Raw genomic sequence first — 25,993 nt, 5'->3', positions numbered from 1 at the left:
TTTTTTACTCATAAAAAAAGTAACTTTCATATAGAAATCAGAGGTGTTTTTAGAGCATTCTGATTTTCATTTTATACCATTCACTTAAAAACATAACATTTTGATTCTCAACCTAAAAAATATATTTACCGAAATTGGAGAAACTACAATATTCGCCAAAAAGTTTTTTAAGGAGGTGTTTATTCCGCCTTATGAGACCAAAGAGTTTTTTAAACAGTGCTATATTATCGGATATAAATCATTGCCATTAGTAGCCATTACTGGTTTTATTATGGGTTTGGTTCTTACACTTCAATCTCGCCCTACGCTAGTGAAGTTTGGCGCAGAATCTTGGCTTCCAGGAATGGTAGCGCTTTCCTTGATACGAGAAATTGCTCCCGTAATTACAGCGCTGATCTGTGCAGGAAAAATTTCATCTGGAATTGGAGCTGAGCTTGGTTCAATGAAAGTAACCGAACAGATAGATGCGATGGAAGTTTCTGCCATAAATCCTTATAATTATTTGGTAGTAACTAGAGTTTTAGCCTGTACACTAATGGTTCCTATTCTGGTTTTTTTTGCTGATGCTATCGGAATTGTTGGCGGTTATGTGGGAATCAATATTCACGGCGATGTTAATTTCTATCGATTTTTAACGCAGATTATTCAATCCTTGGAATTTTTAGACCTATTTCCTGCCACCATAAAGACTTTCTTTTTCGGATTTGTAATTGGCATGATTGGGTGTTATAAAGGTTTTACTGCTTCGAATGGGACAGAAAGTGTAGGACAAGCGGCAAATTCTGCTGTTGTAACGGCATCATTGAGCATTTTTATTATTGATATGGTGGCTGTTCAAATAACCGATTTATTCTTTTAAAATGATGACAGAAAAATTACATAAAGAACCCAAAACAAAAGATAATGATCAATCTCCAATAATTGAGATTAAAGATCTGCATAAGACTTTTGGAAAAGATAATACCATTTTAAAAGGTTTAAATCTGATTTTGAATAAAGATGAAAATCTTGTGGTTTTAGGAAAATCTGGATCAGGAAAATCGGTAACTATAAAATGTATTGTTGGATTGATTGAACCTGATCAGGGCGAAATTAAAGTTTTTGGAGAAAACGTTCTTAACATTTCAAAAAACGAGCTGAATGCCATAAGAGTCCGAATCGGTTTTTTGTTCCAAAGTGGCGCACTTTACGATTCGATGTCGGTTAGAGAGAATCTCTCTTTTACATTAAGCAAACACAAGCGCGATTTAAGTGCAGATGAAATTGAAAAAGAAGTCATGGAAGCGTTGGAAAGTGTTGGTCTAGCTGAAGCTGTTGACAAAATGCCCTCTGAACTTTCGGGAGGTATGAGAAAAAGAATCGGCTTAGCAAGAACACTGATTTTAAAACCAGAAATCATTTTGTATGATGAACCTACAACAGGTTTAGATACCATAACATCTAGAGAAATCAGCGAATTGATTTTAGATATAAAAAATAAACAAAAAACGGCATCCATAATTATTACGCACGATATGGCGTGTGCAAAATTAACTGCCGACAGAATCATAGTTTTAAAAGAAGGTGTTATTCACGCAGAAGGAACATACGAAGAACTGGAAAAAGACGAAGACGAATGGGTTCGCTCATTTTTTCAATAAAAAAAGCAAAATAAATAATAGAAATCATGGAAAAGCAATCTGGATATACTTGGAAATTAGGAATGTTTGTAACAATAGGCTTACTGCTTTTTGTAATGGCCGTATATTTTATTGGAAAACAAAAAAACCTTTTCGGTTCTACCTTTCATATCACTTCTCAATTTAAAACAGTGAGTGGTTTAGAAGTTGGAAACAACGTTCGTTTTTCTGGTATTAATGTCGGAACTGTAGAACAAATTCAATTAAAAAATGACTCCACCGTAATTGTGGTTTTGGTAATGAAAGAAGATGTTAGAAAATTTATTAAAACGGATGCTACTGCCAGCATTGGTTCTGATGGTTTAATGGGAGATAAAGTTTTAACTATTTCTCCAGGCGCTAAATCTCAGAAAATGATTGAAGACAATGGAACAATAGCTTCTGTTGACGGAATTGAAATGCATGACATTATGAAAAGCGTTAAAAAAAGCGTGGATAATATCGGCGTGATTTCAGACGAAATAGCGATTTTTAGTCATAGCATGAATAACGGAAACGGAGCTTTGGCAAGATTGGTTAAAGACGATAAAATGGCCAACAGTGTCTCAAACACTCTTTCTAATCTAGAGTCTGGAACAAAAGGTTTTAGCGATAATATGGAAGCCGCGAAAAGCAACTTTCTTTTGAGAGGTTATTACAAGAAAAAAGAGAAAGAAAAAGAAAAGAAAATAGAGGAAAGAAAAGAGAAACAAGAAGAAGCTAAAGAGAAAGCTGCAAAAGAAAAAGAAAAAAAAGATAAAGAGCTGAAAGAACAGAAAGAAAAAGAACAAAAAGAAAAAGAGGAAAAACAAAAAGAGGAAGAAGCTAAAAAAGCTGAAGCTGCAAAAAAATAGTTTATGCGCGAGACGTTTGAGATGAAAGAAGTAATATACCAGACTTTTGATTTTTAGATTAAAATCGATTATCAATTATAACTAGCAATTATAACTTATAACTTTTAATTCATCCCTCATAACTCTTTTACGTCTTACTTTTTACGATGCAATTTTTAATAAGAAAAATTGATATATATGCCTACTTCATTTAAACATACCGCCTTAAAATTTTTAAAAATCACTGGAATAACAATTGCGGTGATTTTGTTTTTGTTATTTATCATTCCTTTGCTATTTCCTGGAAAAATTGCTTCGGAAGTAAAGAAAATTGCAAATGAACGTCTGGATACTAAACTTGATTTTACGAAATCTAAGCTTTCCTTTTTTACACATTTCCCCTCTCTGACTGTTTCTCTAGATGAATTGTCCTTAACTGGCTCTAAACCGTTTAGCAATGATACTTTATTAAAAGCAGATCAGGTTGCTTTTGGAATTGATATTAAAAGATTACTGTTTGATAATGAAGTAAAAATCAACAAACTTTATGTTTCTGATGCTTTAATAAATGTAATGGTAAATGAAAAAGGTCAAGCCAACTACAATATTTATGTGGCGCCAGAAAAGAGAAAAGAAGAAAAAGATGCGCCAGAAGAAGGAACTGCCATTCGATTAGAAAGAATCGATTTAGAAAATTGTCATGTAAAATACAACGATCGTTCGGCAAAAATTTTGGTTGATGCAAAAGGGTTTAATTATGTTGGAAAAGGAAATCTAAGCGAAGATATTTTTGATCTTGCTACAGATGCTAAAATTGATAATCTTGATTTCTTTTATGATAGAACAGGTTATGTTCGCAAGAAAGAAGTTCGTGCCGAATTAATTACCAGAATCAACACCAATTCGCTTTCTTTTATTCTGCAAAAAAATGAATTGCGTATCAATAAACTGCCTTTAAAATTTACTGGTTTATTTACCATTTTACGAGATGGATATAAAATTGATATTAAAGCCTTATCAGAGAATACAACGGTAAAAGATTTATTATCTGTAATGCCGCCAGAATATTTGACTTGGCTTGAAAAAACAGAAATTTCTGGAAGAAGCGATTTATTATTGACCTTTAAAGGCGATTATAATGTAGCCAAAAAACAAAAACCAAACTTGGCTTTCAACCTAAAAATCAATGAAGGTTCTGTAAATCATAAAGATGCGCCAGTTCCTTTAAAAGATTTTCAAATGGATTTGAATGCAATTCTTCCTTCTTTAGATACCGAAAAATTGTTGGTAAATCTTAGAGCTTTAAAATTTAAAGTGGGAGAAAAAGATTATTTCAATGCCTATTTACGAAGTAAAGGTTTGAGCGAAATGACTATTGACGCCAGTATAAAAGGCGCTTTGGATCTTGCTGTTGTAGATGCAGCTTTGGGTCTAAGTGATTTTGATGTAAAGGGAATCTTGAAAACTGATATTCAAGCAAAAGGTCTTTTCAGTACTTCCAAAAAATTATTTCCGAAAACTATCGGAGGCATTTCATTAAGAAATGGATGGATAAAAACGAAATACTATCCAAATCCAATAACCGATATTACTTTTGTAGCCAATATGCTTAATAAAGCGGGTACTTTTCAAGATTTGATTGTAGCTGTAGCACCTGCCTCTTTTGTTTTTGAAGGAAATCCAGTTTATGTAAACGCAGCATTATCTGATTTTAATGATTTGGCTTATAATGCCAAAATTAAAGGCGAATTGAATGTGGGAAGAATTTATCAGGTTTTCTCTCAAAAAGGTCTTGATTTAACGGGTTATGCAAAGGCAGATCTTTCATTAAAAGGTAAACAAAGTTATGCCACAACTGGGCAATATGACAAATTGGACAACAAAGGAACTTTGCTATTAAAAAATATAAAAGCCACTTCTGAATTGTTTCCTAAATCTTTTTTCATCAAACAAGGAAATTTCCGTTTTCAAAACGAAAAAATGTGGTTTGAAAAATTCAATGCTTCTTATGGAAAATCTGATTTTGACATTAACGGTTATTTGTTGAATACAATCAATTATTTCTTAGAATCAAATGGAACTTTGAGCGGAAATTTCAACTTAAAATCGAAACTTATTAATGTTGATGAATTTATGGCGCTTGAAAAAGGCGAAAATAAAGATCAAAAAATTGAGATAGAATATGCCAAAGAAGATCATCCAAAAATGAGTGGCGTTGTTATGATTCCTAAAAACTTAAATGTATCCTTAAATGCAAATGCAGACAAAATAGAATACAACGGACTGATTTTAAATAAATTATCAGGAAAAACAGGTGTTAAAAAAGAAGGATTTTACTTAGAAAACATTACCTTTAACATCATTGATTGCATTGTCGGAATTAATGCTTTTTATAAAGATGAATCTCCTACAGCTGCACATTTTGATGCTCATTTCACTGCTAAGGATTTTGATGTACAAAGAGCTTACAAAGAGATTCCGATGTTTCATGATATGGTTTCTGCAGCTGAAAAAGCACATGGAATTATTTCTGTCGATTATAAAATTAAAGGCGACTTAAATGGAAATATGGGACCAATTTACGCCTCTCTTAACGGTGGCGGAACTGTAAATCTGCGTGATGTACAAATTAAAGGGCTGAAATTTTTTGATGGAATTAGTTCTAAAACAGGACAAAACGGTTTGAACAATCCAGATATGAAAGGAATTGAAATCAAATCGACAATTGACAAAAACCTTATAAATGTTGAGCCATTTACCTTTAAAGTGGCTGGTTTTAGACCCACAATTAAAGGAACTACAAGCTTTGATGGACTTCTAGATCTTAGAATGCGTTTAGGTTTACCCCTATTCGGAATTATCGGTTTCCCTATCGTGGTTACGGGTACGCATGAAGCTCCAAAAATTAAAATTTTCAGCAAAACTGGTCAAGAGATTGATCCTGCAGTTTATGATGAAAAAAGAAATAAGGTAGTTAAAAAAGAAAAAGTCAGTAAATCCAAAACAAAATAGTGATGAAAAAAAAGCCACAAAATAAAAATGGATTTTTTGAAAGATTTGCTTCCAAAGTTACCAAAGCGGCTGGAAGCACTAACGCTTTTATCGGTGCTTTTTTACTTGTCTTAACTTGGGCAATTTCGGGACCTATTTTCGATTATTCAGAAACCTGGCAATTGGTCATTAATACAGGAACAACCATTATCACTTTTTTGATGGTGTTTCTCATTCAAAAAGCTCAAAATAAAGATTCGCTTGCGATTCAGCTAAAACTAAACGAACTAGTAGCTTCTAATGAATTGTCTAGCAATAGTCTGGTTGATATTGAAGATATGACTGAAGAAGAAATGAAAATCATTCAGAAATACTATCGCCGATTGAGTGAATTGGCTAAGAAAGAAAAAAGCATCAAAACATCTCATTCTATTGCAGAAGCGCAAGAACTTCACGATAGAAAACATAAGAGTAACACCAAATCAAAAACCAAAACTTAACTTTAAATAACCAAAAATGAAATTGAGCTCTACCGAAACGTATTGGCCGTTAAAAAACGCCATGAAACACAGTTATCCTTCTATAGCTTCTGATATTACAACCGATGTATTAATTATTGGTGGAGGTATCACTGGAGCCTTAATGGCTTACAAATTAGTAAATGAAGGCAAAAAGATAGTTCTCGTAGACCGAAGAGATGTTTGCGGCGGAAGCACCTCCGGAAGCACAGCTTTATTGCAATACGAAATTGATGTTCCGCTACATCAGCTAATTAAACTTAGAGGTACAAAATGTGCTATTGAAAGTTATCAAAATGGCAAAAAAGCAATTTTCGATCTTAGAAACATTATTGATGCCGTTGGTTGTGACTGTGGTTTTGAGTTCAAAAAAAGCATCTATTTTACTACTTTAAAAAAAGATGTCCCATTTTTAAAAAATGAATTCAAATCGAGAAAACAACACGGTTTCGAAGTAAGCTGGCTAAGCAGATCTGAATTGCAAAAAATGGGTTTAAATGCTATTGCAGGTATAGAATCTAAAACTGCCGCGGTTATGGACCCTTTTAAACTAGCAAGCGATTTGTTATTTTATTGCCATGAAAAAGGAATGCAGATTTTAGACCGAACTAATATTACCAAAATTCAGCACCAAAAAGGCAGAATCGTTGCTACGACCGAAAACGAATACAACATAAAAGCAGACCACATTATACATTGTACAGGTTATGAAAGTACCGAAACGTTGCAGGAAAAAGTGGTCGATTTAAAAAGTACTTTTGTTATTGCTTCTGAAAGTCAGCCTGATTTACCAGAACATTTTAAGCATGCAATATTTTGGGATACTGCGGCACCTTATCATTACATTAGAACCACAGATGATAATCGAATCATTATGGGTGGAGGTGATGAAGATTTTAAAGACGCTAATAAACGCGATAAACTCCTTCCAAAAAAAGAAAAATATCTTCTGAGACAATTCTTCAAAAGATTCCCCGATTTAGATTTCAAAATTGATTATTCTTGGGCAGGAACTTTTGGTGAAACCAAAGATGGACTTCCTTACTTTGGTAAACCAAATTCAAGAAGAAATGAGCATTATTTTTTAGGCTTTGGAGGAAACGGAATTACCTTTAGCGTTATGGGAATGAATTCTGTCTTAGATTCTCTTAATAATAAAAAGAATACGGATTTGGAGTATTATAGATTTGGAAGATGATTTTAGGCACAAAGGTCCAAAGGTGCAAAGTTTTTAAATCTTTGTTACTTTGGACCTTTGAACCTTTGTTACTTAGAGAACCAACTCCATTTGGATATTGCAACGTTTATAGGGCGTATCCAATCCGAAGACTTTTTCGAAACCTAACTTATAATATAAATTGATTGCAGGTTTTAAGATGGTATTGCTTTCTAAATAGATTTTATCTGCTCCCAATTCTCTTGCTTTTTCTACAATTGCATTTCCTAATAACCAGCCAATACTTTTGCCTTGAGCTTTTGGCGAAACGGCCATTTTAGCCATTTCAAAATCATAATCAGCGACATTTGTTTTGATAAGAGCGCAAACGCCAACGGGTTCATTTTCATACAGTGCCACTAAAATTTTACCCCCTTTATTAATAATATATTCTTCTGGATTATCTAATGCTTTATAATCAGATTCCTCCATTTCAAAATAAGTCGAAATCCATTCTACATTTAAGGATTTAAATGCTTCTTTGTGTTTAGAATCATATTCAACAATTTCAACATTTTTGCTTTCGCGAAGTTTCTTCTGATCGCTCACTCTCTTAAAAAGTGATTTCTGTTGCAATAAAAATTCCCATTCTTCAACCGCAGCCCATAGATTGTGTTTTGCCTCAGAAATTAATCCTTCAACAGCAATATCAATATCTAATAATTGCTGCTTGATTTGCTGTGAAATCTGAATTCCTTTCTTTGTTAAAACAACATTATTCTTACGTTTGTCTTCCGTTTTTATACCTTCTTCTAGTATTCCCGCTCCAATCATTTCCTGTATAATTTTACTTACTGAAGGTTGCGAATGGCCTATTTCATTTGCGATTTCTGTAATCGTAATTTCTCTATCTTCTGCAATCGTATAAAATACAGGAAACCATTTAGGATTAAAATCTACTCCATATAATTCGTAAATTTTAGCAGCATCGTCTGTAAAAGATGCGGTCATTAAACGTAAGCGACTTCCTAAAGCCACTTTACCAACTTTATTAAAAAATTCCATAACAATAATTAATTATATAACCAGTTATGCAAATGTATAAAAAAAAACTTTTGGGTAAAAGTTTTTTTTTGATGCTAAGAAGCTAATGTTCTAAGATACTAAGATTTTTCTCTATCTTAAATCTTAGAACTTTGGCTTCTTTATATATATATCTTGCTTAAAAGCTAGCGACATTATTTATTCAAATTGAAAGAGGCTTAGAATCTTAGAACCTCAGCAACTTTATTAGGCTGTAATCGCCAAAGAATTCAAATTAAATTTATACTCTTTTGGACTGCAATTGTATTTTTGTTTGAATATTTTAGAGAAATAACTTCTACTAGTAAAACCAATGCAATACACTATTTCTGAAATATTTAGATCCGAAGTTCTAATTAAAACTTCTGCTTTTAAAACTCGCATATGAGTAATATAATCGTTTACTGTACGGTTATGAATCATTTTAAAGCCTTCTTGAAGTTTATTTGGAGATAAACCTGATTTTTTACTCAAAGATTTAATAGAGAAAGCTTCTTCTGGAGTTGATTTTATAAATTCTGAAAGGTCTTTTATGCTTTCCATTTCTCTCAAAGTCAATCCATTTGATTCATTTGCAAAAGCGTGCAAATCGTCAGAATGCTGTTGAATTTCCATTGCCAGAATAATTCTCATAATTCCTTCTTTCAAAAGATTTCGAACAATTCCAGTTTGCGTAATCGAATTAAGCTGCTCAATTTTCTCAGCAATCTGTAAATTATAAGACCCGATGTAAAAGAAGTCTTGAACCAGATTATTTTCAAAAAATGTATCTCTAACTTTTTGATTTAAAGAATGAAGCTGCGCTTTAGCATCAGTTTGTGTTCCCACAATTATCAGCGTTAATTTTGTTTTTTTTCCTTTTTCAAAAAAAAGAATATTATCTTGGTTTACCTTAGACGTTACAATCGCAGTCTGAAAAGTTTTTAATTTTCGCTCTTCTCCATTCAATCCAAAACTATGCGAAAAATTTCCTTTAGAACAATATGCAAAATAAATTGGTGAGGACTTCACATTCAAAATATCCAATCTTACATCTGTAGAAAATGTCATATCAAATTGAACATACGAAATAGCATCATTAAAAGAAGCCCCGATGATTGAACCTTCAGCAAAACTATTTTCAACTTCCAATGTATATTCATCTAAGTCAAAAGTCACTTGCCCTCCAAAATTAGTATGAAGTTCATCAAAAATATTTTGAGTTTTCTCTGTATTTAAAGTAACTATTTTCATGATCGCCGTATTTAAATTCTATTAATTCACACAACAGATTAGTTGTAAAAATCTGAAAGTCAAAGTTCGTTTAAAGACAGACCAAAGTTGTTATATAATTTTTCCGTTTTGTTTTATAATTCCTTATAAATGCTTATTTTAACATAAATTGAAAATCATTATTATAATATGAAAAGCTTCTCTTTTGCTCCTATCAGCTCGCCGGATTCTAAGATATTAATTTTAGGTACAATGCCTGGAACAAAATCTTTGGAATTGAATCAATATTATGGTCATAACCAGAATAATTTTTGGAAGTTTATGTTTCAAATTTTAAAAGAAGAATTCTCTGGAAATTACGAAGAAAGAAAAAACCTGTTAATTAAAAACAAGATCGCATTGTGGGATGTCTTACAATTTTGCGATCGTATCGGAAGCTTGGATAGCGCCATAAAAAATGAAATAGCAAACGATTTTGAAAAATTTTTACAACTGCATCCTCAAATAAGCACTATTTTTTTTAACGGACAGAAAGCAGCTTCCTTTTTTAAAAAATATGTTCATCTAAATAAAGATTATCAAACTTTTACCTTGCCTTCTACTAGTCCCGCCAATGCTAGCATGACTTTTCAAAGTAAATTAGAGCAATGGAAGGTTATTGAAAAGCATTTATAAATACAATCATTTTACAAAATTAAAATGCAAATATTGGAATCATGTAACTTTTTCCTTTTAAAGTATAACAAATTTCAACTACTCTTAAAGTAATTTTACAAAAAGAAAAATAAGCCATATTGAAGATTTGACAAATGAAATGGAAAGGCTTTCTTCTTATTAAAATTTACAAAGCAAACTGTAAAAAGTTTAGTCTATAAAGAGAACATTGGTTATGTTAGTTTATTTTTGGGAAAAAGCTACTCTATAGAAATATAGAGTAGCTTTGTTTTTATAGGCTACCATTTAAATCAAAGAGCATGAAAATTCAGACCTATTATAATCATATTCGGTTTTATAAACCACATCACTTCATTTATTATCCTGTATTAATCTTGTTTCTAATTGGGAGTATATATTTTGCTGTTACAACAGAAGATCATCTCATTTGGGCATTTATAAGCGTGGGTTTTATATTTTTATTTGTATTGGCATTTATGCTACGTCAGCATTACGCACTTACTTTGCAGAACAGAATTGTACGCCTGGAGATGCGCTACCGTTATTTTACGCTAACAGGAAAGCGCTTCGAAGAATTTGAATACAAGCTTACTGACGATCAAATATTTGCATTGCGTTTCGCACCTGATAACGAATTGATTCAGCTTGTAGAAGATGTTTTAAAAAACAATTTAACTGGCGACGCCATCAAAAAAGCAATCGTACACTGGAAAGCGGATTATCACCGAGTTTAAAAAAAAATCCAATTTCAATAGCAAAATTCAATATCAATTTCAAAAATCAATAGCAATATCAATAAAAGCATCAATAATCAATTGAAAATTTAAATTCATTTTGATATTGAATTCGTTTTTTACCATTAACATTGAATTCGACATTATTTTGTTTTTTGAAATTGATATTGATATTGATATTGATTTTTGAAATTGTTATTAAACTTTCTTTTTATTGAAAATCAGATAAAACAGAAACAATAAAATCCATACTACGGTAATTACAATAAAATAGATTTCGATGATATTCGGATGCAGATAATTTGGCTCATAAAACAATTTATCCAAAGTGGTAAATTTTTCTGTTAGCGCCTTTCTATCAAAATTATTTCTAATTCCATTTAACGGTTCATCATTTTTATCTCTATAATGATACACATCTTGCGTTAACTGCTTTGGAACCAGACTGGTTTCTATATTATATTTTTTTAGAATTGTATCCAGTCTACGAAACTCGTATGTTAAAGAATCTTTTTTAGATTTATAGAGCAAATTATAGCGTTCAATTGCCGCTTGACGTTTCTGTTTGCCAATAGAATCTCCTTTTACAGCGCTAAACAGCGAATTGTTTTCTAAGAAAATACAAATATCTTCATCATGTTCTGGATGCACGGGAACGCTTTTGAAAATAATTTCTGTACTATCATTAATTTCTCTTTTCGAAATAATTCGTTTGTACAATTCTTGTTTATCAAAACCTAAAATATCCAGAATACTGTCCGCTTTATTAGTTGTTTTATCAAAAGAACTCGTTAAAGCTTTTATAGTGTCTATACTGTAATAGCTGGTCTCCGTTATAGGATATTCGCCAGCTGAAATGGTATCTTCTTGCTTAATTACAGGATAAGGCTTTGGATATAATATATTTTCATAATTAAACAATTTCTCGGAACTATAAGATGTATATCCATATAAAAACGGGTTTAATACATTCAACAGTTTTTTATCTTTATTGAAATCATTCTCAGACAATTCTGTTTTCAGTTTTGCATTCATTCCGAAGCTGTAACTTATGAAAAATGAAAAAGTTAAAAATGAGATTACTAACAAACAAACCGAAATTTTGAACAAATTACCGCCTTTATAACTTTCTCTAGAATGATTTTTTACCAAAAAAATCAAAAAAAACAACAAGAATAACCCGCTTACAAAGAAATGCGAAATCGAAACGTCATCATAAAATTTGAATCTATAGAATTCGGTATAAATATTTATTTTTCCTAAGCCTTTGAAAGTAAAATAACCATACAAAAAATAAACAAAATGGATTAAGGCTAATACAATAACAGATTTTATGAAATAACGTTTTAGGTTTTGGGTCATGGAGAGAAAGGTTCTGAAGTTCTAAGGTTCTAAGATACTAAGTTTTTTTTTAGGTTCAAAGGCTCAAAGGTTCAGAGTTTTTTTTATTAAAACAAAAAAGACGCACAAATGTGCGTCTAAAATCCTTTGTCTCTTTGTCCCTTTGTCCCTTTGACTCTTACTTAACCTCAAACCCTTCTTTCGCAATTTCCTTTTCTACTTTATCAATTAACTTATTGGTTTTACCCGTTAATCTTTCTTTTTTCCAATCGCCTTTTACGTATAAGGCCAAAGTAATTAAAGCCGTAAGAACCGAAGAAATCGGAAAAGCCCACCAAATACCACTCTTACCTAAAGAAGTATTATGTGATAAGATAAAAGCCAGCGGAAACTGAATTACCCATTGCGAAACCAAAGTTAAAATCATTGGCAGCTTTGTATTTCCAACCGCACGGAAAACGCCCATTAAACAAAGCTGTAAACCTAAAAATCCCCAAGAAAGGCAAGTGATTCTTAGAAATTCTGTTCCGCCTTTAATAACTTCTTGATCATTTGGAACGAAAAAAGCAATTAAATACGGAGCGAAAATAAAAGCTATAATACCAAGTCCAGTTAACAATACGAAACCTAAATATGCGCCTAATTTTGCAATTTGCGTCGCACGATAAATATTTCCAGCGCCAATATTTTGTCCGACCAAAGTTGCAATTGCCATCGATAAACCCAAAGCTGGAATCAGAATCAGCTGAATCAAATTAGATCCTGCACCGTAAGAAGCAACAGTTAAGGTTCCGAAACGTACAATCAAAAAAGTAATCGCCATCATTCCCAACGCACGCATAGATTGTTCTATTGATGAAGGAAATCCGATTTCAAAAGCTTTTTTTATGTGTTGATAATCGGGTTTAAAATCGGAAATGCGAAGATGAATGCCGTGTTTTCCTCTAAACAAAATCACAAAACCAATTATAATTGCCAAAAGCTGCGTAAATAAAGTGGCCAAAGCTGCGCCTTTTACCCCCATTGCAGGAATAAAATGCCATCCGTAAATAAACAACGGATCGAGTGCAAAATTCAAAATAACAGTTCCTAACACAATATATACAGGCAAAGTCACACGTCCGACTCCACGCATAATCGATTGAAAAATCATAAACCCAAAACTAAAAACTAGTCCTATAAACGCTACACGCATAAATCCTAAAGCGTCAACATAAACTTGCTGTGTAACTTTTAGGAGATACAAAAAATACGGACTAAACAAATATCCAATAATCGATAAAACAACAGAAACTGTAATGACCATAGACAATGTCTGTGCTGCCACATGATTGACCATTTGCTGATTTCCTGCGCCAAAATATTGTGCAATCAAAATAGAACCGGCAATAGCAAGTCCCGTTCCTAATGCAATAGTTAGAAATATCACAGGCGTACTTATGGAAACGGCTGCAACAGCATCTCCACCCAATCGGCCTACCCAAAAAGCGTCAACTAACTGATAAGCGGCTTGCAATAAATTGGCAATCATAATCGGAACAGCCAGTTTTAATAATGAAGAAAGAATTGGTCCTTCTAATAATTCATTTTTTTTCATTTATTCGAAATAAAAATTAAAAATAAGTTGATATATCAACTTTTAAAGTTTAAAAAAAATTAAAGTGTTTCTAACTTGTCTGCATACGATTTCACAACATTAAGCGCTTCAATTCTTTCTTTTGGAGAAAAAACAGACATAACCTCATCTTCTGCTCTTTTCATAAGAGAACGTATTTCTTTCGCCATTATGAAACCTTCTTCGGTAAGACTTACAATGTTTTTTCGCTTATCGATTTTATCTTTGACAACAGCAACTAAATTCTTCTTTTCTAACGCAGAAATACTTCTTAAAATGGAAGATTTATCACGCATGGTTTTATCTGACAATTCTCTCTGTGAAAGTCCCTTATGACGTAAAATCATTAACAATGGCAATTGCTCCAACTGCAATGTAATTCCTGATTCTATCATTAACGCATTGGTTTTTCTAAAAATTGCCCTTTTCATACGATGAATTTGAAAAAAGAAACTATCCGCTATTTCTTCTTTCCAAAAGTTTAAAGCACTTTCTTGATCTTGATTTAATTTTTCCATAAGGCAAATTTACAAAAAAGGATGACATGTCAACTAATTTTTACATGATTCCTTATTTTACTGATAACCAGATATTTCAATTAAATAATTACATATCAAAACAAAAAATGAACGATAATATTTACTAACTTTATTGTTAAATATTACCTAATCAAAATCTAAAAACTAAATCTGATGAAAAAATTATTTGTTTTTTTGGTAATGATGCTCTTTTGGATTCCGCTGAAAGCTCAAAATGTTGCAGAAAATAATTCGGGAGAAAGTTTAACGACTTTCAATACGGAAGGTAAAGATTTTCAGGACAGTTATGCCGACGATCTTCCTTGGCACGCGCGAAGGTTTAAAGTAACCGCAGGTGCATTCTTTCCTGTAAATAATACCCAAGTGCAAGTAGGTACAAACAACGGAAATGCAGGAACCGAAATAGATCTTGAAGACGATTTAGGTTTTTCTAAATCAAGTTCTTCTTTTATGGGAACTTTTGATTGGCGGATTTCGAGAAGGTCCAGATTAGGTTTGGAATATTTTGTTTTAGATAGAACTTCAGAAAAGACTTTACAACGTGAAATTAATTTTGGAGATCATACGTATGACGTAAACGCAAGAGTCAGCGCTTTTTTTAATGTTCAAATTGCTCGAATTTATTATGGATATGCCTTTTTATCAAAACCAAAATACGAAGCTGGATTGTTAATTGGTGCGCATGTTCTTTTTGCAGATGTTGGTCTTCGTCTAGAAGCTGATCAGGCGAGTGCAGAATATAAAGATAATTTTGCTTTTACGGCTCCACTGCCAGATATTGGTATTTGGGGTGAATTTGTTTTAGCGAAAAGATGGGGATTATTTGTAAATGCAAATTATCTTGCACTGAAAATTGATAATATAGATGGCCGAATTTTGAGTTATAATTTATCTGTTTTATTTAATGTGTATCAAAACTTCAGCTTGACCGCTGGTTATAACGGATTAAACTTTAGAGTAGATGCCGAAAGAGAACGTTTAAATGGCTATTTAAAATGGGGCTATAATGGCCCAAGCATTACGGCAACTTATAGTTTTGGAAATCATGTGAAGCTTTATAAACATTAGTTTTTAAGGTTCTAAGGTTCTGAGAGGCAAAGGTACTGAGGTTTTAAAATTGGAATTTTTATTTTTTTAACGCAAAGAGCGCTAAGATTTTTAATAGATTACGAATACAAAACGATAAGTTCGCAAAGCTTTGTGTAAATAAAGCTTTGCGAACTTATCGTTTTTATAAAACCTCGCATATAAAAATACCTTAGCGCTCTTTGCGTTAAAAACAACTCTCAATCTAAAAAATCTAAAATAATAAACCCGATAACTCCTCAGCTATCGGGTTCACTTCCAAACTTAAACTTACTTAACTCAAAATAAAACTAAACTAATTTATTTCTCGATTGGTGTGAATTTTATAGCTGTTCCACCACCAGCTGCCAATTTGATGTTTAACACGGTTTTGTTGTTTACTGCTTGTTTAGAGATTGTAACAGGATACGGATTCGTTTTGTAATTTGCTCCTGCACCATCTGCATATATTTCTGCTTCGTATTGTTTGTCTTTATCTAAGAAAGAAAGTGCTACTTTTAAATCTCTCGCATTTCTATTGGTGATAGAACCCAAATACCAATTTTTCTCGTCCCAATCTTTACGAGCAATTGTGGTATATTCCCCAATTTTCGAATCTAAAACTTTGGTATCAGACCAAGTACAAGGAACATCTTTAGCAAACTGAAACTCTGGTTTTCCTTCGTAATTTTCAGGTAAATCTGAAGCCATTTGCAAAGGACTAAAAATAATGACATATAACGCCAATTGATTTGCCAAAGTCGTCTGTACTTTTGCTCCAGAAGGTGTTTTATAATCAAAGTTGAAATTTCCTGGAGTATAATCAAAAGGACCAGAAAGCATTCTTGTAAATGGTAAAGTCGTTAAATGTTCTGGCGTATTTCCTCCATCTACAGACCATGCATTGTATTCTTGCCCACGTCCGCCTTCTTGCGACATAAAGTTTGGATAAGTACGCTGAATTCCAGTTCCTTTCATTGGTTCGTGATTGTCAATCATAATGTGATATTTCGCTGCCGTTTCGATCACTTTTCTATAATGACGCGCTCCGTACTGACTATCATGCCATTCTTTTTTGTCTAAAAATTTGTTTACGTAACCCGTTTTAACTGAATTCACGCCCATTTTTTGATACAATTTGAATGCGTCTTCCAACTGGTTTTCGTAATTTTTAGTTGCTCCAGCTGTTTCGTGATGTCCTATTAAACGAACATTTTTGATAGCAGCATATTTGGTAATTTCTTCCAAATTAAAATCTGGGTAGGCTTTTACAAAACTAAATGCAGAACCGTCGGCAGTCCAATCGCCGTCCCAACCTTCATTCCAGCCTTCCACTAAAACGCCGTCAAAACCATTTTTTGCAGCAAAATCAATGTATTCTTTTGTATTCTTGGTTGTTGCACCGTGTTTTGGTCCTTGTCCCCAAGTGTATTTTTCTAAGTGCATTCCCCACCAAATTCCGATGTATTTAGATGGCGTAATCCAAGATAAATCTTCAATTTTTGAAGGTTCATTTAGATTCAGCATAATAGTTGAAGTTGCTACTTCTCCAGGGTTTTTACCTACTACGATTGTTCTCCAAGGCGTTTTGAATGGCGTTTCTGCATAGACTTTTACTCCATCTGCCCAAGGCACTAAATCGCTTTTATATTGCTTATCATTCGTTTTTAATAAAGTCATTGAAGCAAAATCAGTCAAGTTTGCTTCGTGAATTGCTACATACAATTTGTCTTTAGTTTCAAAAGTTGCCGGCGTATTAATCGTATCAGTTTTACTCATTAACGTTTTACGGTATTCACTTTCGTAATAACTGTTTTCTCTGTGAACTGGAATCCACCAAACTTCATTGTTATCTTTAAAGGTAAATTGCGTTATTTCATTAGAGATTTTGACTTTTCCTAAATGTGGCTGTTTTGGAAATTCATATCGAAATCCTAAACCATCATCAAAAACTCTAAAAATAATATCGACTAAACGCTCTTCGCCTTTTGCTTCTTTTAGATGAACAATCAATTGGTTGTGATGATCTCTTACTTTTTTAAATTCGCCCCAAGGCTGTTCCCAAGTTTCATCGGCTGCTTTTTCTTCGGTTGAAACCACTTCAAAACCATCGGTCATTTTGGCTAATCCTTGAAATTCAAATCCCATTAACGAAGGCTCAATAACCGATTTTCCGTTAGAAGAAAAACTATATTGCGGCTGTCCAGTTGGCGTTAATTCAAAAGTTAATTCAGAGATTTTTTCTGGAGAACTGATTTTATACGTTTTTTTAGTACTGCACGCCAGCATCACGATTGAAGCAAGCGCAATTATACAGTATCTATATTTTCTGTTTTTCATTATTTAAATTGTATTAATTACAGCTCTATTTAATTTCGCTCAGTATTTGTTTTGCTTTTGCAGGCTGCATCGAAACAAAATAATTAAACGCCTGATCGAGTTTTTTCTGGGCTTCTGCATTTCCTTTTTTCTGTACGCGTAAATCATACAATTTGCTGATTTCTGAAAATATACTTTCGGTATTTTTTACTCCAGCGAAAATTTTAATTTTTTCAACGAAAGAATAACCAAATTCGACTGTTGGCTCAATCATGGTTCCTTCTCCGAAATCATTCCACGTAATCAATTGCAGGTAATTTACATTGGCATTTTTAGCGAGAGTTAATGTTTCATCTAATGTTGCTCCGTTTTTATGATCAATTGTCCAGCCGATTGCTGCTCCGCCTCCACCTTCTGCATAAAAATCTTTAAAACCAGGATAAGCGCTTCCCATTGCAACAGCTAATTTTGGTTTTGTATTCGTATAAAAATTAGTTAGAAAACTATTGTCTTTATACACCCACGCATATTCGCCAGAAGCATTGTCACCTGCTTTTACAGAATGATCCCAAAGGGTTAAGAAAGTCGGTTTTGCTGTTAAAACATTGAATACATTGGACCATTCTGCTGGCGTCTGCAAAACGATTGGTCCAAAATTCATCAAAAGTGGCTTGCCATTAATTTTGATATAATTAGCATCTGTAAAATAATTATTTTGCACATAAGTCAAATCTGTTTTTGCAGCGCTAGTTACCGAAATGGCTTTTCCTGCATTGACAACATTGGTCAAAAATCGGTCTTCGTATACAATGGCGTATTCTAAACCAACTTTGCCTAACATCGCTATTAACTGTTCTGTATTTTCTTTGACCATTCTATAATCGTTGACATCGTAAGTGCCGTACCAATCGATTAAAATTCCATCGATTCCTGAATATTTCATCATTAACAAATGATTTTCAATCACATTTTTATCGCCTGAATGATACGGTCCAATCAGCGGATAATAATACGATGCTATTTCTCTCCTTCCGCTTGCATTTACATTGTTCGGATTTTTATTTGCCATTGTCCAATGATATCCCCATTTTTTATCGGCACTGCTTTCGTTGGTTTCAAACCACGGCATATAATGCATGTAAATTTTGGTGCTGTTGGTTTTCTCTATCGCAACAGGTTCTGTTTTTTCTGGTTCTACAGGTTTGTCCGAACCTTTGTCATCGCTGCTGCAACCAGCAACCATCACAATATTCACTAAACCCAAAACCAATGATGTGATATATCTTTTCATATTGATGTACTTTATGTTTTGTTTTTTTGCCACAGATTATAAAGATTAAAAGGATTTTATTCTTGGCTAATTTTGTTTCACGCAGATTTAAAAAGATTTAAGCAGATCCACACAGATTTTTTTAACCTTTTAGAATTAAATCTGCTTTTATCTGCAGAATCTGCGTGAAAGAAAATCTTTCTTTTATTTTATAAATTCAGTCAACATCCTTTAGAATCTGTGCTAAAAAATTTAAAAACATGTCAGCCTTCCACGACTAACCAACATGGAAGACTGACATTCAGAAACCTAATACCCAGGATTTTGTTTTAGGTTTTTATTTGTTGTTAACACTGAACTTGGAATTGGAAAAATCGCTCTGTATTTTTCAGTTGGTCCTTTTTCCCACCATGGTAAAAAGAAGGTTCCAAAACGAATGTTGTCTGTTCTTCTTCTTCCTTCGAATGTGAACTCTTTCAATAATTCTTGATCGATAAATGCAAGATCAATTGTGGTTGGCATTTCTTCTCCAGCACGCGTAACTACTTGCTGTAAAAATGGTCTAGCCAAATCTGGCGAACCTAAACGCACGTAACATTCTGCCTGCATCATTAGAATTTCAGCATATCGAATTAAAACAAAATCATGATCACGCTCCCATTGTTCTCCAGCTTTCATTTCATATTTTGCTAGACGAACACCTTCATTTTCTTTGGCATCTGTCAAACTTGTTAGATTTTCTGTATAAGTCAACGGCTCTCCATTATCCATCATAATTACAGAACCAGTTGCTAAGTTGATCTGATCGCCTTGCAGCATACATTTTTTTCTTTTGTCTGTATCAGAAAAAGCAGAATACACTCCTGGTTGTGCACACATTCCGTTGGCGCTCCAAGGATAATTTCCAGTTGCAGAAATGGCTATTTTTTGGTTGTAATGTGCAGACATAGAATTCATATAATTTCCAACCGTTCCTGCTTTAGAATCGTAAGGAATAGCAAAAATGATTTCGCTTGAAGTCTGATTTTCTGTAGCAAAGTTGGTAAAGAAATCTGGCGTCAAAGTATATCCAGAAACTTTCTGACACATATTGATACAGTCCTGCCAACGTGCTACGCCAATAAATGCTTCTGAATTAAGATACAATCTTGCCAAAATAGAATACGCAACATTTTTAGTTAATTTAGAATACACCACATTTCCATTTAAATACGGAATCGCGTCTGTCAATTCTTTTTCAACAAAATCATACACTTGTTTTCTTGTTGAATTAGTTGGAAGATCAGTATCTTCAAAATTGGTTACAATTGGCACATTTCCAAATAAATCTAGAAGATTGTAGTAGTAATACGCTCTTACGGCTTTCAATTCAGCAAAAATGGGTGCTTTTGCCTGTTCCGTCAAAGTCGATTTATTGATTTGATAAATGATCGCGTTGATTTTTGCAATTCCAGTATAGTTGTAACGCCAAGCCGAAAGAATCATTCTATTGTCGGCTTTCCAAGTATGTTTTTGCGCATCTTGATATTGTCCGCCATCATACCAGTTGGTTCCTCTTGTTGGAATTGTTGCTTCATCTGAAACTGTTTCATTCAAAAAGAAAACATATTCGCAAGTTGGATAGTTATTCGAAATCGGATCAGCGAATCCTCTTAAAGAAGAATAAGCTCCACCTACCAGCGCATCAATTTCTTTAGTTGTGTTTCCAAAATTCCCATCTTCTACCTGATCATACAACTGTTCGTTTAGATCAGTACATGATACCGTAAAAAGCATACTTAAAAGTATTGGTGCTATTATTTTGATTTTCATTTTTAGTATTTTATGGTTATCAAATTCGCTTAATTATTCAGCGTAAAATTTAGTCCAACAGAAATGGTAGTTGGTCGAGGATAATTATTGTATCGGTCAATTCCAGGAGCTGCCAAACCAGTTTGATCCATTACACCAGTTTGATTTATTCCGTCTTGAGCATTTAAACCAATCTCTGGATCTACACCTTTGTAACCTGTAATTACAAATAGATTTTCTCCCATTACATAGAATCTAACTTTCGATTTTTTGTATTTTAATGGCAATGTATACCCTAGTGAAAGTGTTTGAAGTCTGAAGAATGAAGCATCTTCGATCCAGTAATCTGAATATTTTGGAGCCGAAGTAAGACCGCTGTTTAAGAAATCATCTGGAACATTAAATGCTGGTAATCTGTTTGGATCGTTTAGCATCATGTTGGTTGCATTTAATGCCTTTTGACCAAACATTCCGTATCCTGAAACTCCAAGATCAAAGTTTCCGTAAGTAAAATTCATTCCGATACCTAAAGTCAAATCGGGCTGAATGTTTCCTAAATCTCTTTTGTCTGCATCAACCAAAGCGCTTTCTGCGACCACTTCATTGGCTGCGTTGTAATATTGAATTTTTCCATCAGCATCTAAACCTGCATTTTTGAATCCCCAGAAAGTTCCCACTGGATATCCTTCTGCAATAATTTGAGAATACTGTCCAGACATACCCGCTAAACCATGAAGAGATCCGCTGTAAATAACATCTGTTTTATATGTTGGATTGGAAAGTTTTTCGATTTTTTGAACGTTATGTCCTAAAGTTAAATTAGCATTCCAGTTAAATTTATCTCCTTTAATGATATCTGCATTCAAAGTCAATTCGACTCCTTTATTAGACATTTCACCAACGTTTGCCAACATTGTTCCAACTAAATAAGGTGGTTGAGGCACTTCATACGTATATAATAAATCTTTTGTTGTTTTAGAATACCATTCGAAAGATCCCGTAATTCTATTGAAAAGTCCGAAATCGAAACCAACGTTAATTTGCTCTGTAGATTCCCATTTCAAATCAGGATTCGGGTTTTGTTTTGGCGAATAAGCCAAACTCCACGTTTTAGTAACTGGATCGTAATAACTGTCATTTCCAACTCCTAAAATAGAAAGCGATTTATACTCTCCAATTCCATCTTGATTTCCTGTAACTCCGTAACCAACTCTTACTTTTAAGTTGTCTAACCAGCCTTTTGAAGATTGCATAAATTCTTCGTTAGAAATTCTCCACGCCGCAGAAGCAGAAGGAAAAGTTCCCCATTTATTGTTTTCTCCAAAACGGCTCGATCCGTCGCGTCTTACTGTTGCTGTCAATAAATATTTACCATCGTAACCGTAATTGGCACGTGCGTAAAAAGAAACTAAATTTGATTTTCCTTTGTACGAGTAAACATCACCCAAACGATAGTTGTAACCAGCTCCTAAATTATTATAACCAAAAGCATCTGTTACAAAACCGCCTCTTTGAGCTCCAAAACCTTCATAAATATTTTCAAGATATGAGTACCCTGCCAAAGCACTAATATTATGTTTGTCGATTATTTTGCTGTAATTTACATAGAGTTCGCCTTGAGCATTTGTATATTCTCCATAACTTCTTTGTGCGAAACCGCCTTCAGTCTGTCCTTCCATAACTGCGTAAGATGGTTTGTAAGTTCCTCCTTTTACAGCATTATGTTCTAACGAAATATTAGCCGTAGCAGTAAAATCATTTAAGAATTTCACATCTGTTTTGAAATAACCTAGAAGTCTATGTCTTTCATTATCAATAGTTCTGTTGGTTAAAATTTCAACTGGATTCTGGTAAATATTTCCCGTCACTTCGCTAAAATTCCCATTTGAATCGTAAACCGGAATGGTTGGATTTAAATTATAAGCTCTTTCAAAAATTCTATAATCAATTGGGTGCCATTTGTCAATGTTTGCAAATAATCCCATATCGAATTTTACTTCTTTATTGTCGCCAAGATATTGGTAACCACTAACGTTTCCGCTTAACCTTTCTAAACCAGATCTTTTAATTACTCCTTCATTATTTAAGTATGAAAGTGACGTTCTAAAACCACTGTCTGCTTTACCAGAATTAATACTTAAAGTGTGAGATTGAGAAATGGCAGTCTGTTCAATAGCTTTTTGCCAATTGGTATTTCCTCCGTAATCTACGGCATCTGCTAGTCCGTTTTGGCGTACATAACCTCTCCATTGATTTGCCGAAAGAAGATCTAAATTATCATTTACATACCCAAAACTAGTTTGTCCATTGTAAACTACAGAAACACCTTTTGTTCCCGATTTTGTTGTAATCATAATTACTCCATTTGCTCCACGAGAACCGTAAATTGCTGTTGCAGAAGCATCTTTAAGAACGTCAACCGATTTAATATCAGATGGCTGAACCACATTGATATCAACACCTGCAATTCCATCCACAACAATAAGCGGACTATTACTTGCCGTTAAAGAAGTTCCTCCACGAAGACGAATTGTAGAACCTGCCGCAGGATCTCCAGAAGGACGAATAATATTTAATCCAGCTACTTTTCCTTGTAAAACCTGTTCTGTAGAAGAAATAGTTCCTTTTACCAAATCATCTGCTCCAACGGTAGAAATTGCTCCAGTCAAATCTGATTTTTTTACTTTTCCGTAACCAACCGAAACGACTTGAACTTCTGCCAATGCATAACCATCATTTTGAAGACGAACTTCATAATTGTTATTTCCAGTAATCTGAACTTTCTGTGTTGTTGCTCCGATAAACGAAATTTCAATAGCACTTCCTGCGGCTACCTGAAGACTGAATTTTCCATCAAAATCTGTTGTAGTTCCGTTTTTTGTTCCTACTTCAATAATTGAAGCTCCCGGCAAAACCGTTCCCGTATTATCATAAACGGTTCCTGTGATTTGTTTTTTCGTCTGCGCGAATGTAAAAGCAGAGAGAAAAAGCATAAAAATCATCAATACCGCTCCTTTAGCAGTCCACATTTGATGCAGGACGCTTTTTGTATTTTTACTATTCATATGAAACTATTTATTGTTTTTTATCTGTCATATGTAATTCGCATATCAACTATTGGTTTTACGACCAACTTTTCATTTATGCTCATTTCATTAGAATTGGTGTTTTAATTTAATAGTGATTATTTGTCTAGAGTTTTAAGCGGAATCATCGTATCTGAAATCGTTTTGTCTTTGTTGTCTTTCACCAAAACATGGATTTCGTTTAAATTCGAAAGTCCGTTCAATTCTGTCACCAGATTGACAAAACCTTTGATTTCTGTAGTTCCTCCAGAAAACTCACCAGAAAATGTTTTTGTTCCGGCAGTAATCGTGTAGATTAATTTGTTTACACCTACTTCGTTATTTTTTCTAGACATTCCAAGAAAATCTCTTTGACTGATTTGTAATGGAAAAAAGCTAAAACTTGGTGGCGGCGGAGGAATAAATTCTCCAGCATAAATAATTTGATCGCCAGAATTAGTAGTCCAATCTTTTGCAACCATCAAGAAAGTAATGTTTTCCATAACAAAACCTGCTGGCGGATTGTAATATTGCTGCGGAATCAAATCCATTCTGTAGAAACCGTTTCCAAGATCTTTCAATTTTGTTTTTTCAGAAATCTCTGGAAGCCAAGCTTGATATTCCTGTAAAACAGCCCAATTATTCAATCCACTATGAAAATGAACACTTGGAACACCTGCAAAACCTTCTTTCAAATTAGAATTGAATAAAATACTAACTGGTTTATCAATTAAAGGTTTTGAAGGATACGATCTGATTAACTCATTTGAAGTATAAAATGATGAAAAATCAGTGTAAGGCATATTGGCAACCTCACTTTGTTTAGATCCGTTAAAGTTTTTCAAACGGAACCAAAATCCAGCGCTTGCTGCAATTTCAGCAGGTGTTTTAGAAAAATAAACTGTTGGTGTTAAAGTAAAACTCCATATTTTATTTCCTTCATATTTTAGTTTTGCAAAATCTGAAGAATGCTCCCAATTTCCAGCATCTGGCTCAGATGGAGACCAAATCCAGATGTATAAATCTTCTGTCTCAGCAAATGTAGATGCTGACATATCAAAATACCAGGTAACTTTTTCATCATATTTGTACACAACAGGAAATGATGACATGGGCCCCACAGCTCCTGCGGCTTCTTGCGCCTTAATAAAATTAGGAGCCATCAACAAGCCAAGTAAAATTGTATATATAAACTTTTTCATATTACTTTTTAATTAATAGCATTTAATTTAAATACATAAGACACAAAATCTACTCCGCCCGAAGTACGAGTCAATTGAATTTGCATCTCTTCATTTTTTCCTGGAACAGAAATCAATCGAAGTTCATCTGTTTTTTGAGTTTTCTGCGCATCACTGTACAAGTAGATTTTGTTTGTACCAGTATTAGTTGGTTGAAAATCTGAACTTAATGCCCAGTATCCCTTTGGAGCAAATAACGGAGGGACATTTCCGGTAACTTCATAACTTGTTGGTTTGTTCTTTTCGTCTACGTTAAATTTGATTTTAAAATCTTCGTAGTTGAAATAAGTACTCAAGTTTTCTTCGTTTGGTTCGATCTTGCTTGCCTTGGCAACTTCATCGACCATTTTGAGATTTGTTAATCCCCAATTTCCATTTACTTTTTCGTAAAGGGTAATCGGATCTACGTAGCTTCCGTCTTCTGTGTTATCGCAGCTAATTGCAAAAAAACACATCATAAAAGCTAACCAATAAAGACTTTTACATTTCATAAATTTTGGTTTTTGTTAGTTTGTTATCCCCTTCAAAAGGATACCACGAAGCTAGAAGTTAAATAAATCCTAAAAAAAAAATCGGATAAAAATCAAGATATAATTCAGACAATTTTTAAAACAAAACACTGATAATCAATATTTTATATTTATTTTTATATTTAAAAAATCAAGATGATGTTTAGATAAAAATCAGTAGTTTTTTAATGGTAAAAATGACAATATGTAAAATATTTGGTATATTTTTTTCACTATGCATTTATATAACCTGTTTTTATTGTATAATTGCAAACAAATTGACTGTTTTTAACATTTACCACTCGTTTTTACTTCCAAAATCATCTTTTAAAGTGATGTTATTAAACGAATTACAAAATTCCAAAAAAGCGAGTTTTC

At 33.3% G+C, this 25,993-nt stretch carries 20 protein-coding genes; 9 read left to right on the top strand and 11 right to left on the bottom strand.

What is annotated here, in order from left to right:
• Positions 1–100 precede the first annotated feature (100 nt).
• From LL966_RS01860 to LL966_RS01835, 6 genes are all read left to right on the top strand, one after another.
• Entirely contained in the window at positions 101–859 is a 759-nt protein-coding gene (locus LL966_RS01860) for an MlaE family ABC transporter permease (RefSeq protein ID WP_229349645.1), read from the top strand.
• Between the two features lie 4 nt (positions 860–863).
• Positions 864–1,640, top strand: a complete 777-nt coding sequence (locus LL966_RS01855; protein ID WP_394799444.1) for an ABC transporter ATP-binding protein — start codon at positions 864–866, stop codon at positions 1,638–1,640.
• Between the two features lie 26 nt (positions 1,641–1,666).
• On the top strand, positions 1,667–2,512 hold the full coding sequence (locus LL966_RS01850) for an MlaD family protein (RefSeq protein ID WP_229349640.1): 846 nt from the start codon (positions 1,667–1,669) through the stop codon (positions 2,510–2,512).
• A gap of 177 nt (positions 2,513–2,689) precedes the next feature.
• Positions 2,690–5,503 (top strand): AsmA family protein, encoded by a 2,814-nt coding sequence (locus tag LL966_RS01845; protein ID WP_229349638.1) that lies wholly within the window; start codon positions 2,690–2,692, stop codon positions 5,501–5,503.
• A gap of 2 nt (positions 5,504–5,505) precedes the next feature.
• Positions 5,506–5,982: a low affinity iron permease family protein gene (locus LL966_RS01840; RefSeq protein ID WP_229349636.1), complete on the top strand. Its 477-nt coding sequence runs from the start codon at positions 5,506–5,508 to the stop codon at positions 5,980–5,982.
• A 16-nt stretch (positions 5,983–5,998) separates the two neighbouring features.
• Complete coding sequence (locus LL966_RS01835) at positions 5,999–7,198, top strand: NAD(P)/FAD-dependent oxidoreductase (protein ID WP_229349634.1); 1,200 nt, start codon at positions 5,999–6,001, stop codon at positions 7,196–7,198.
• A 72-nt stretch (positions 7,199–7,270) separates the two neighbouring features.
• Here LL966_RS01835 and LL966_RS01830 read toward each other — a convergent pair whose 3' ends face one another.
• Positions 7,271–8,221, bottom strand: coding sequence for a bifunctional helix-turn-helix transcriptional regulator/GNAT family N-acetyltransferase (locus LL966_RS01830; protein ID WP_229349632.1), 951 nt, complete (start codon positions 8,219–8,221; stop codon positions 7,271–7,273).
• Between the two features lie 225 nt (positions 8,222–8,446).
• The gene (locus LL966_RS01825; RefSeq protein WP_229349630.1) at positions 8,447–9,472 is read right to left on the bottom strand and encodes a helix-turn-helix domain-containing protein; all 1,026 of its coding nucleotides are present in this window, start codon (positions 9,470–9,472) and stop codon (positions 8,447–8,449) included.
• A gap of 168 nt (positions 9,473–9,640) precedes the next feature.
• Here LL966_RS01825 and LL966_RS01820 point away from each other — a divergent pair, with 168 nt between their 5' ends.
• Positions 9,641–10,126: a DNA-deoxyinosine glycosylase gene (locus LL966_RS01820; RefSeq protein WP_262909441.1), complete on the top strand. Its 486-nt coding sequence runs from the start codon at positions 9,641–9,643 to the stop codon at positions 10,124–10,126.
• Positions 10,127–10,425: 299 nt separating this feature from the next.
• Positions 10,426–10,860, top strand: a complete 435-nt coding sequence (locus tag LL966_RS01815) for a DUF6526 family protein (RefSeq protein ID WP_229349628.1) — start codon at positions 10,426–10,428, stop codon at positions 10,858–10,860.
• 198 nt (positions 10,861–11,058) lie between these two features.
• Here LL966_RS01815 and LL966_RS01810 read toward each other — a convergent pair whose 3' ends face one another.
• From LL966_RS01810 to LL966_RS01800, 3 genes are all read right to left on the bottom strand, one after another.
• Complete coding sequence (locus LL966_RS01810; RefSeq protein ID WP_229349626.1) at positions 11,059–12,222, bottom strand: hypothetical protein; 1,164 nt, start codon at positions 12,220–12,222, stop codon at positions 11,059–11,061.
• A gap of 157 nt (positions 12,223–12,379) precedes the next feature.
• Positions 12,380–13,798 carry an MATE family efflux transporter gene (locus LL966_RS01805; RefSeq protein WP_229349624.1) on the bottom strand — a complete coding sequence of 473 codons (1,419 nt, stop codon included), beginning with the start codon at positions 13,796–13,798 and terminating at the stop codon, positions 12,380–12,382.
• Positions 13,799–13,857: 59 nt separating this feature from the next.
• Positions 13,858–14,334 carry a MarR family winged helix-turn-helix transcriptional regulator gene (locus LL966_RS01800; RefSeq protein WP_229349622.1) on the bottom strand — a complete coding sequence of 159 codons (477 nt, stop codon included), beginning with the start codon at positions 14,332–14,334 and terminating at the stop codon, positions 13,858–13,860.
• Between the two features lie 174 nt (positions 14,335–14,508).
• On the opposite strand from LL966_RS01800, the gene LL966_RS01795 reads away from it, so the two are divergent.
• Entirely contained in the window at positions 14,509–15,423 is a 915-nt protein-coding gene (locus tag LL966_RS01795) for a hypothetical protein (RefSeq protein WP_229349620.1), read from the top strand.
• Between the two features lie 318 nt (positions 15,424–15,741).
• Here the strand turns inward: LL966_RS01795 and LL966_RS01790 are convergent, their stop codons facing one another.
• The 6 genes from LL966_RS01790 to LL966_RS01765 all read right to left on the bottom strand — a co-directional run bounded on the left by LL966_RS01790 (position 15,742) and on the right by LL966_RS01765 (position 25,597).
• Positions 15,742–17,760, bottom strand: coding sequence for a glycoside hydrolase family 97 protein (locus tag LL966_RS01790; protein WP_229349618.1), 2,019 nt, complete (start codon positions 17,758–17,760; stop codon positions 15,742–15,744).
• A 25-nt stretch (positions 17,761–17,785) separates the two neighbouring features.
• Positions 17,786–19,030, bottom strand: coding sequence for a glycoside hydrolase family 71/99-like protein (locus LL966_RS01785; RefSeq protein ID WP_229349616.1), 1,245 nt, complete (start codon positions 19,028–19,030; stop codon positions 17,786–17,788).
• A 288-nt stretch (positions 19,031–19,318) separates the two neighbouring features.
• On the bottom strand, positions 19,319–20,821 hold the full coding sequence (locus LL966_RS01780) for a RagB/SusD family nutrient uptake outer membrane protein (protein ID WP_229349614.1): 1,503 nt from the start codon (positions 20,819–20,821) through the stop codon (positions 19,319–19,321).
• Between the two features lie 29 nt (positions 20,822–20,850).
• Positions 20,851–23,865, bottom strand: coding sequence for a SusC/RagA family TonB-linked outer membrane protein (locus LL966_RS01775; protein WP_229349612.1), 3,015 nt, complete (start codon positions 23,863–23,865; stop codon positions 20,851–20,853).
• A gap of 119 nt (positions 23,866–23,984) precedes the next feature.
• Complete coding sequence (locus LL966_RS01770) at positions 23,985–25,067, bottom strand: hypothetical protein (RefSeq protein WP_229349610.1); 1,083 nt, start codon at positions 25,065–25,067, stop codon at positions 23,985–23,987.
• An 8-nt stretch (positions 25,068–25,075) separates the two neighbouring features.
• Positions 25,076–25,597 (bottom strand): DUF5004 domain-containing protein, encoded by a 522-nt coding sequence (locus LL966_RS01765; protein WP_229349608.1) that lies wholly within the window; start codon positions 25,595–25,597, stop codon positions 25,076–25,078.
• Positions 25,598–25,993: the final 396 nt, after the last annotated feature.

It is taken from the genome of Flavobacterium chungbukense, from assembly GCF_020805785.1.
GTDB lineage: Bacteria > Bacteroidota > Bacteroidia > Flavobacteriales > Flavobacteriaceae > Flavobacterium > Flavobacterium chungbukense.
Note: the sequence above shows the minus strand (reverse complement) of the source record. Positions and strands in the feature narration are given on the sequence as shown.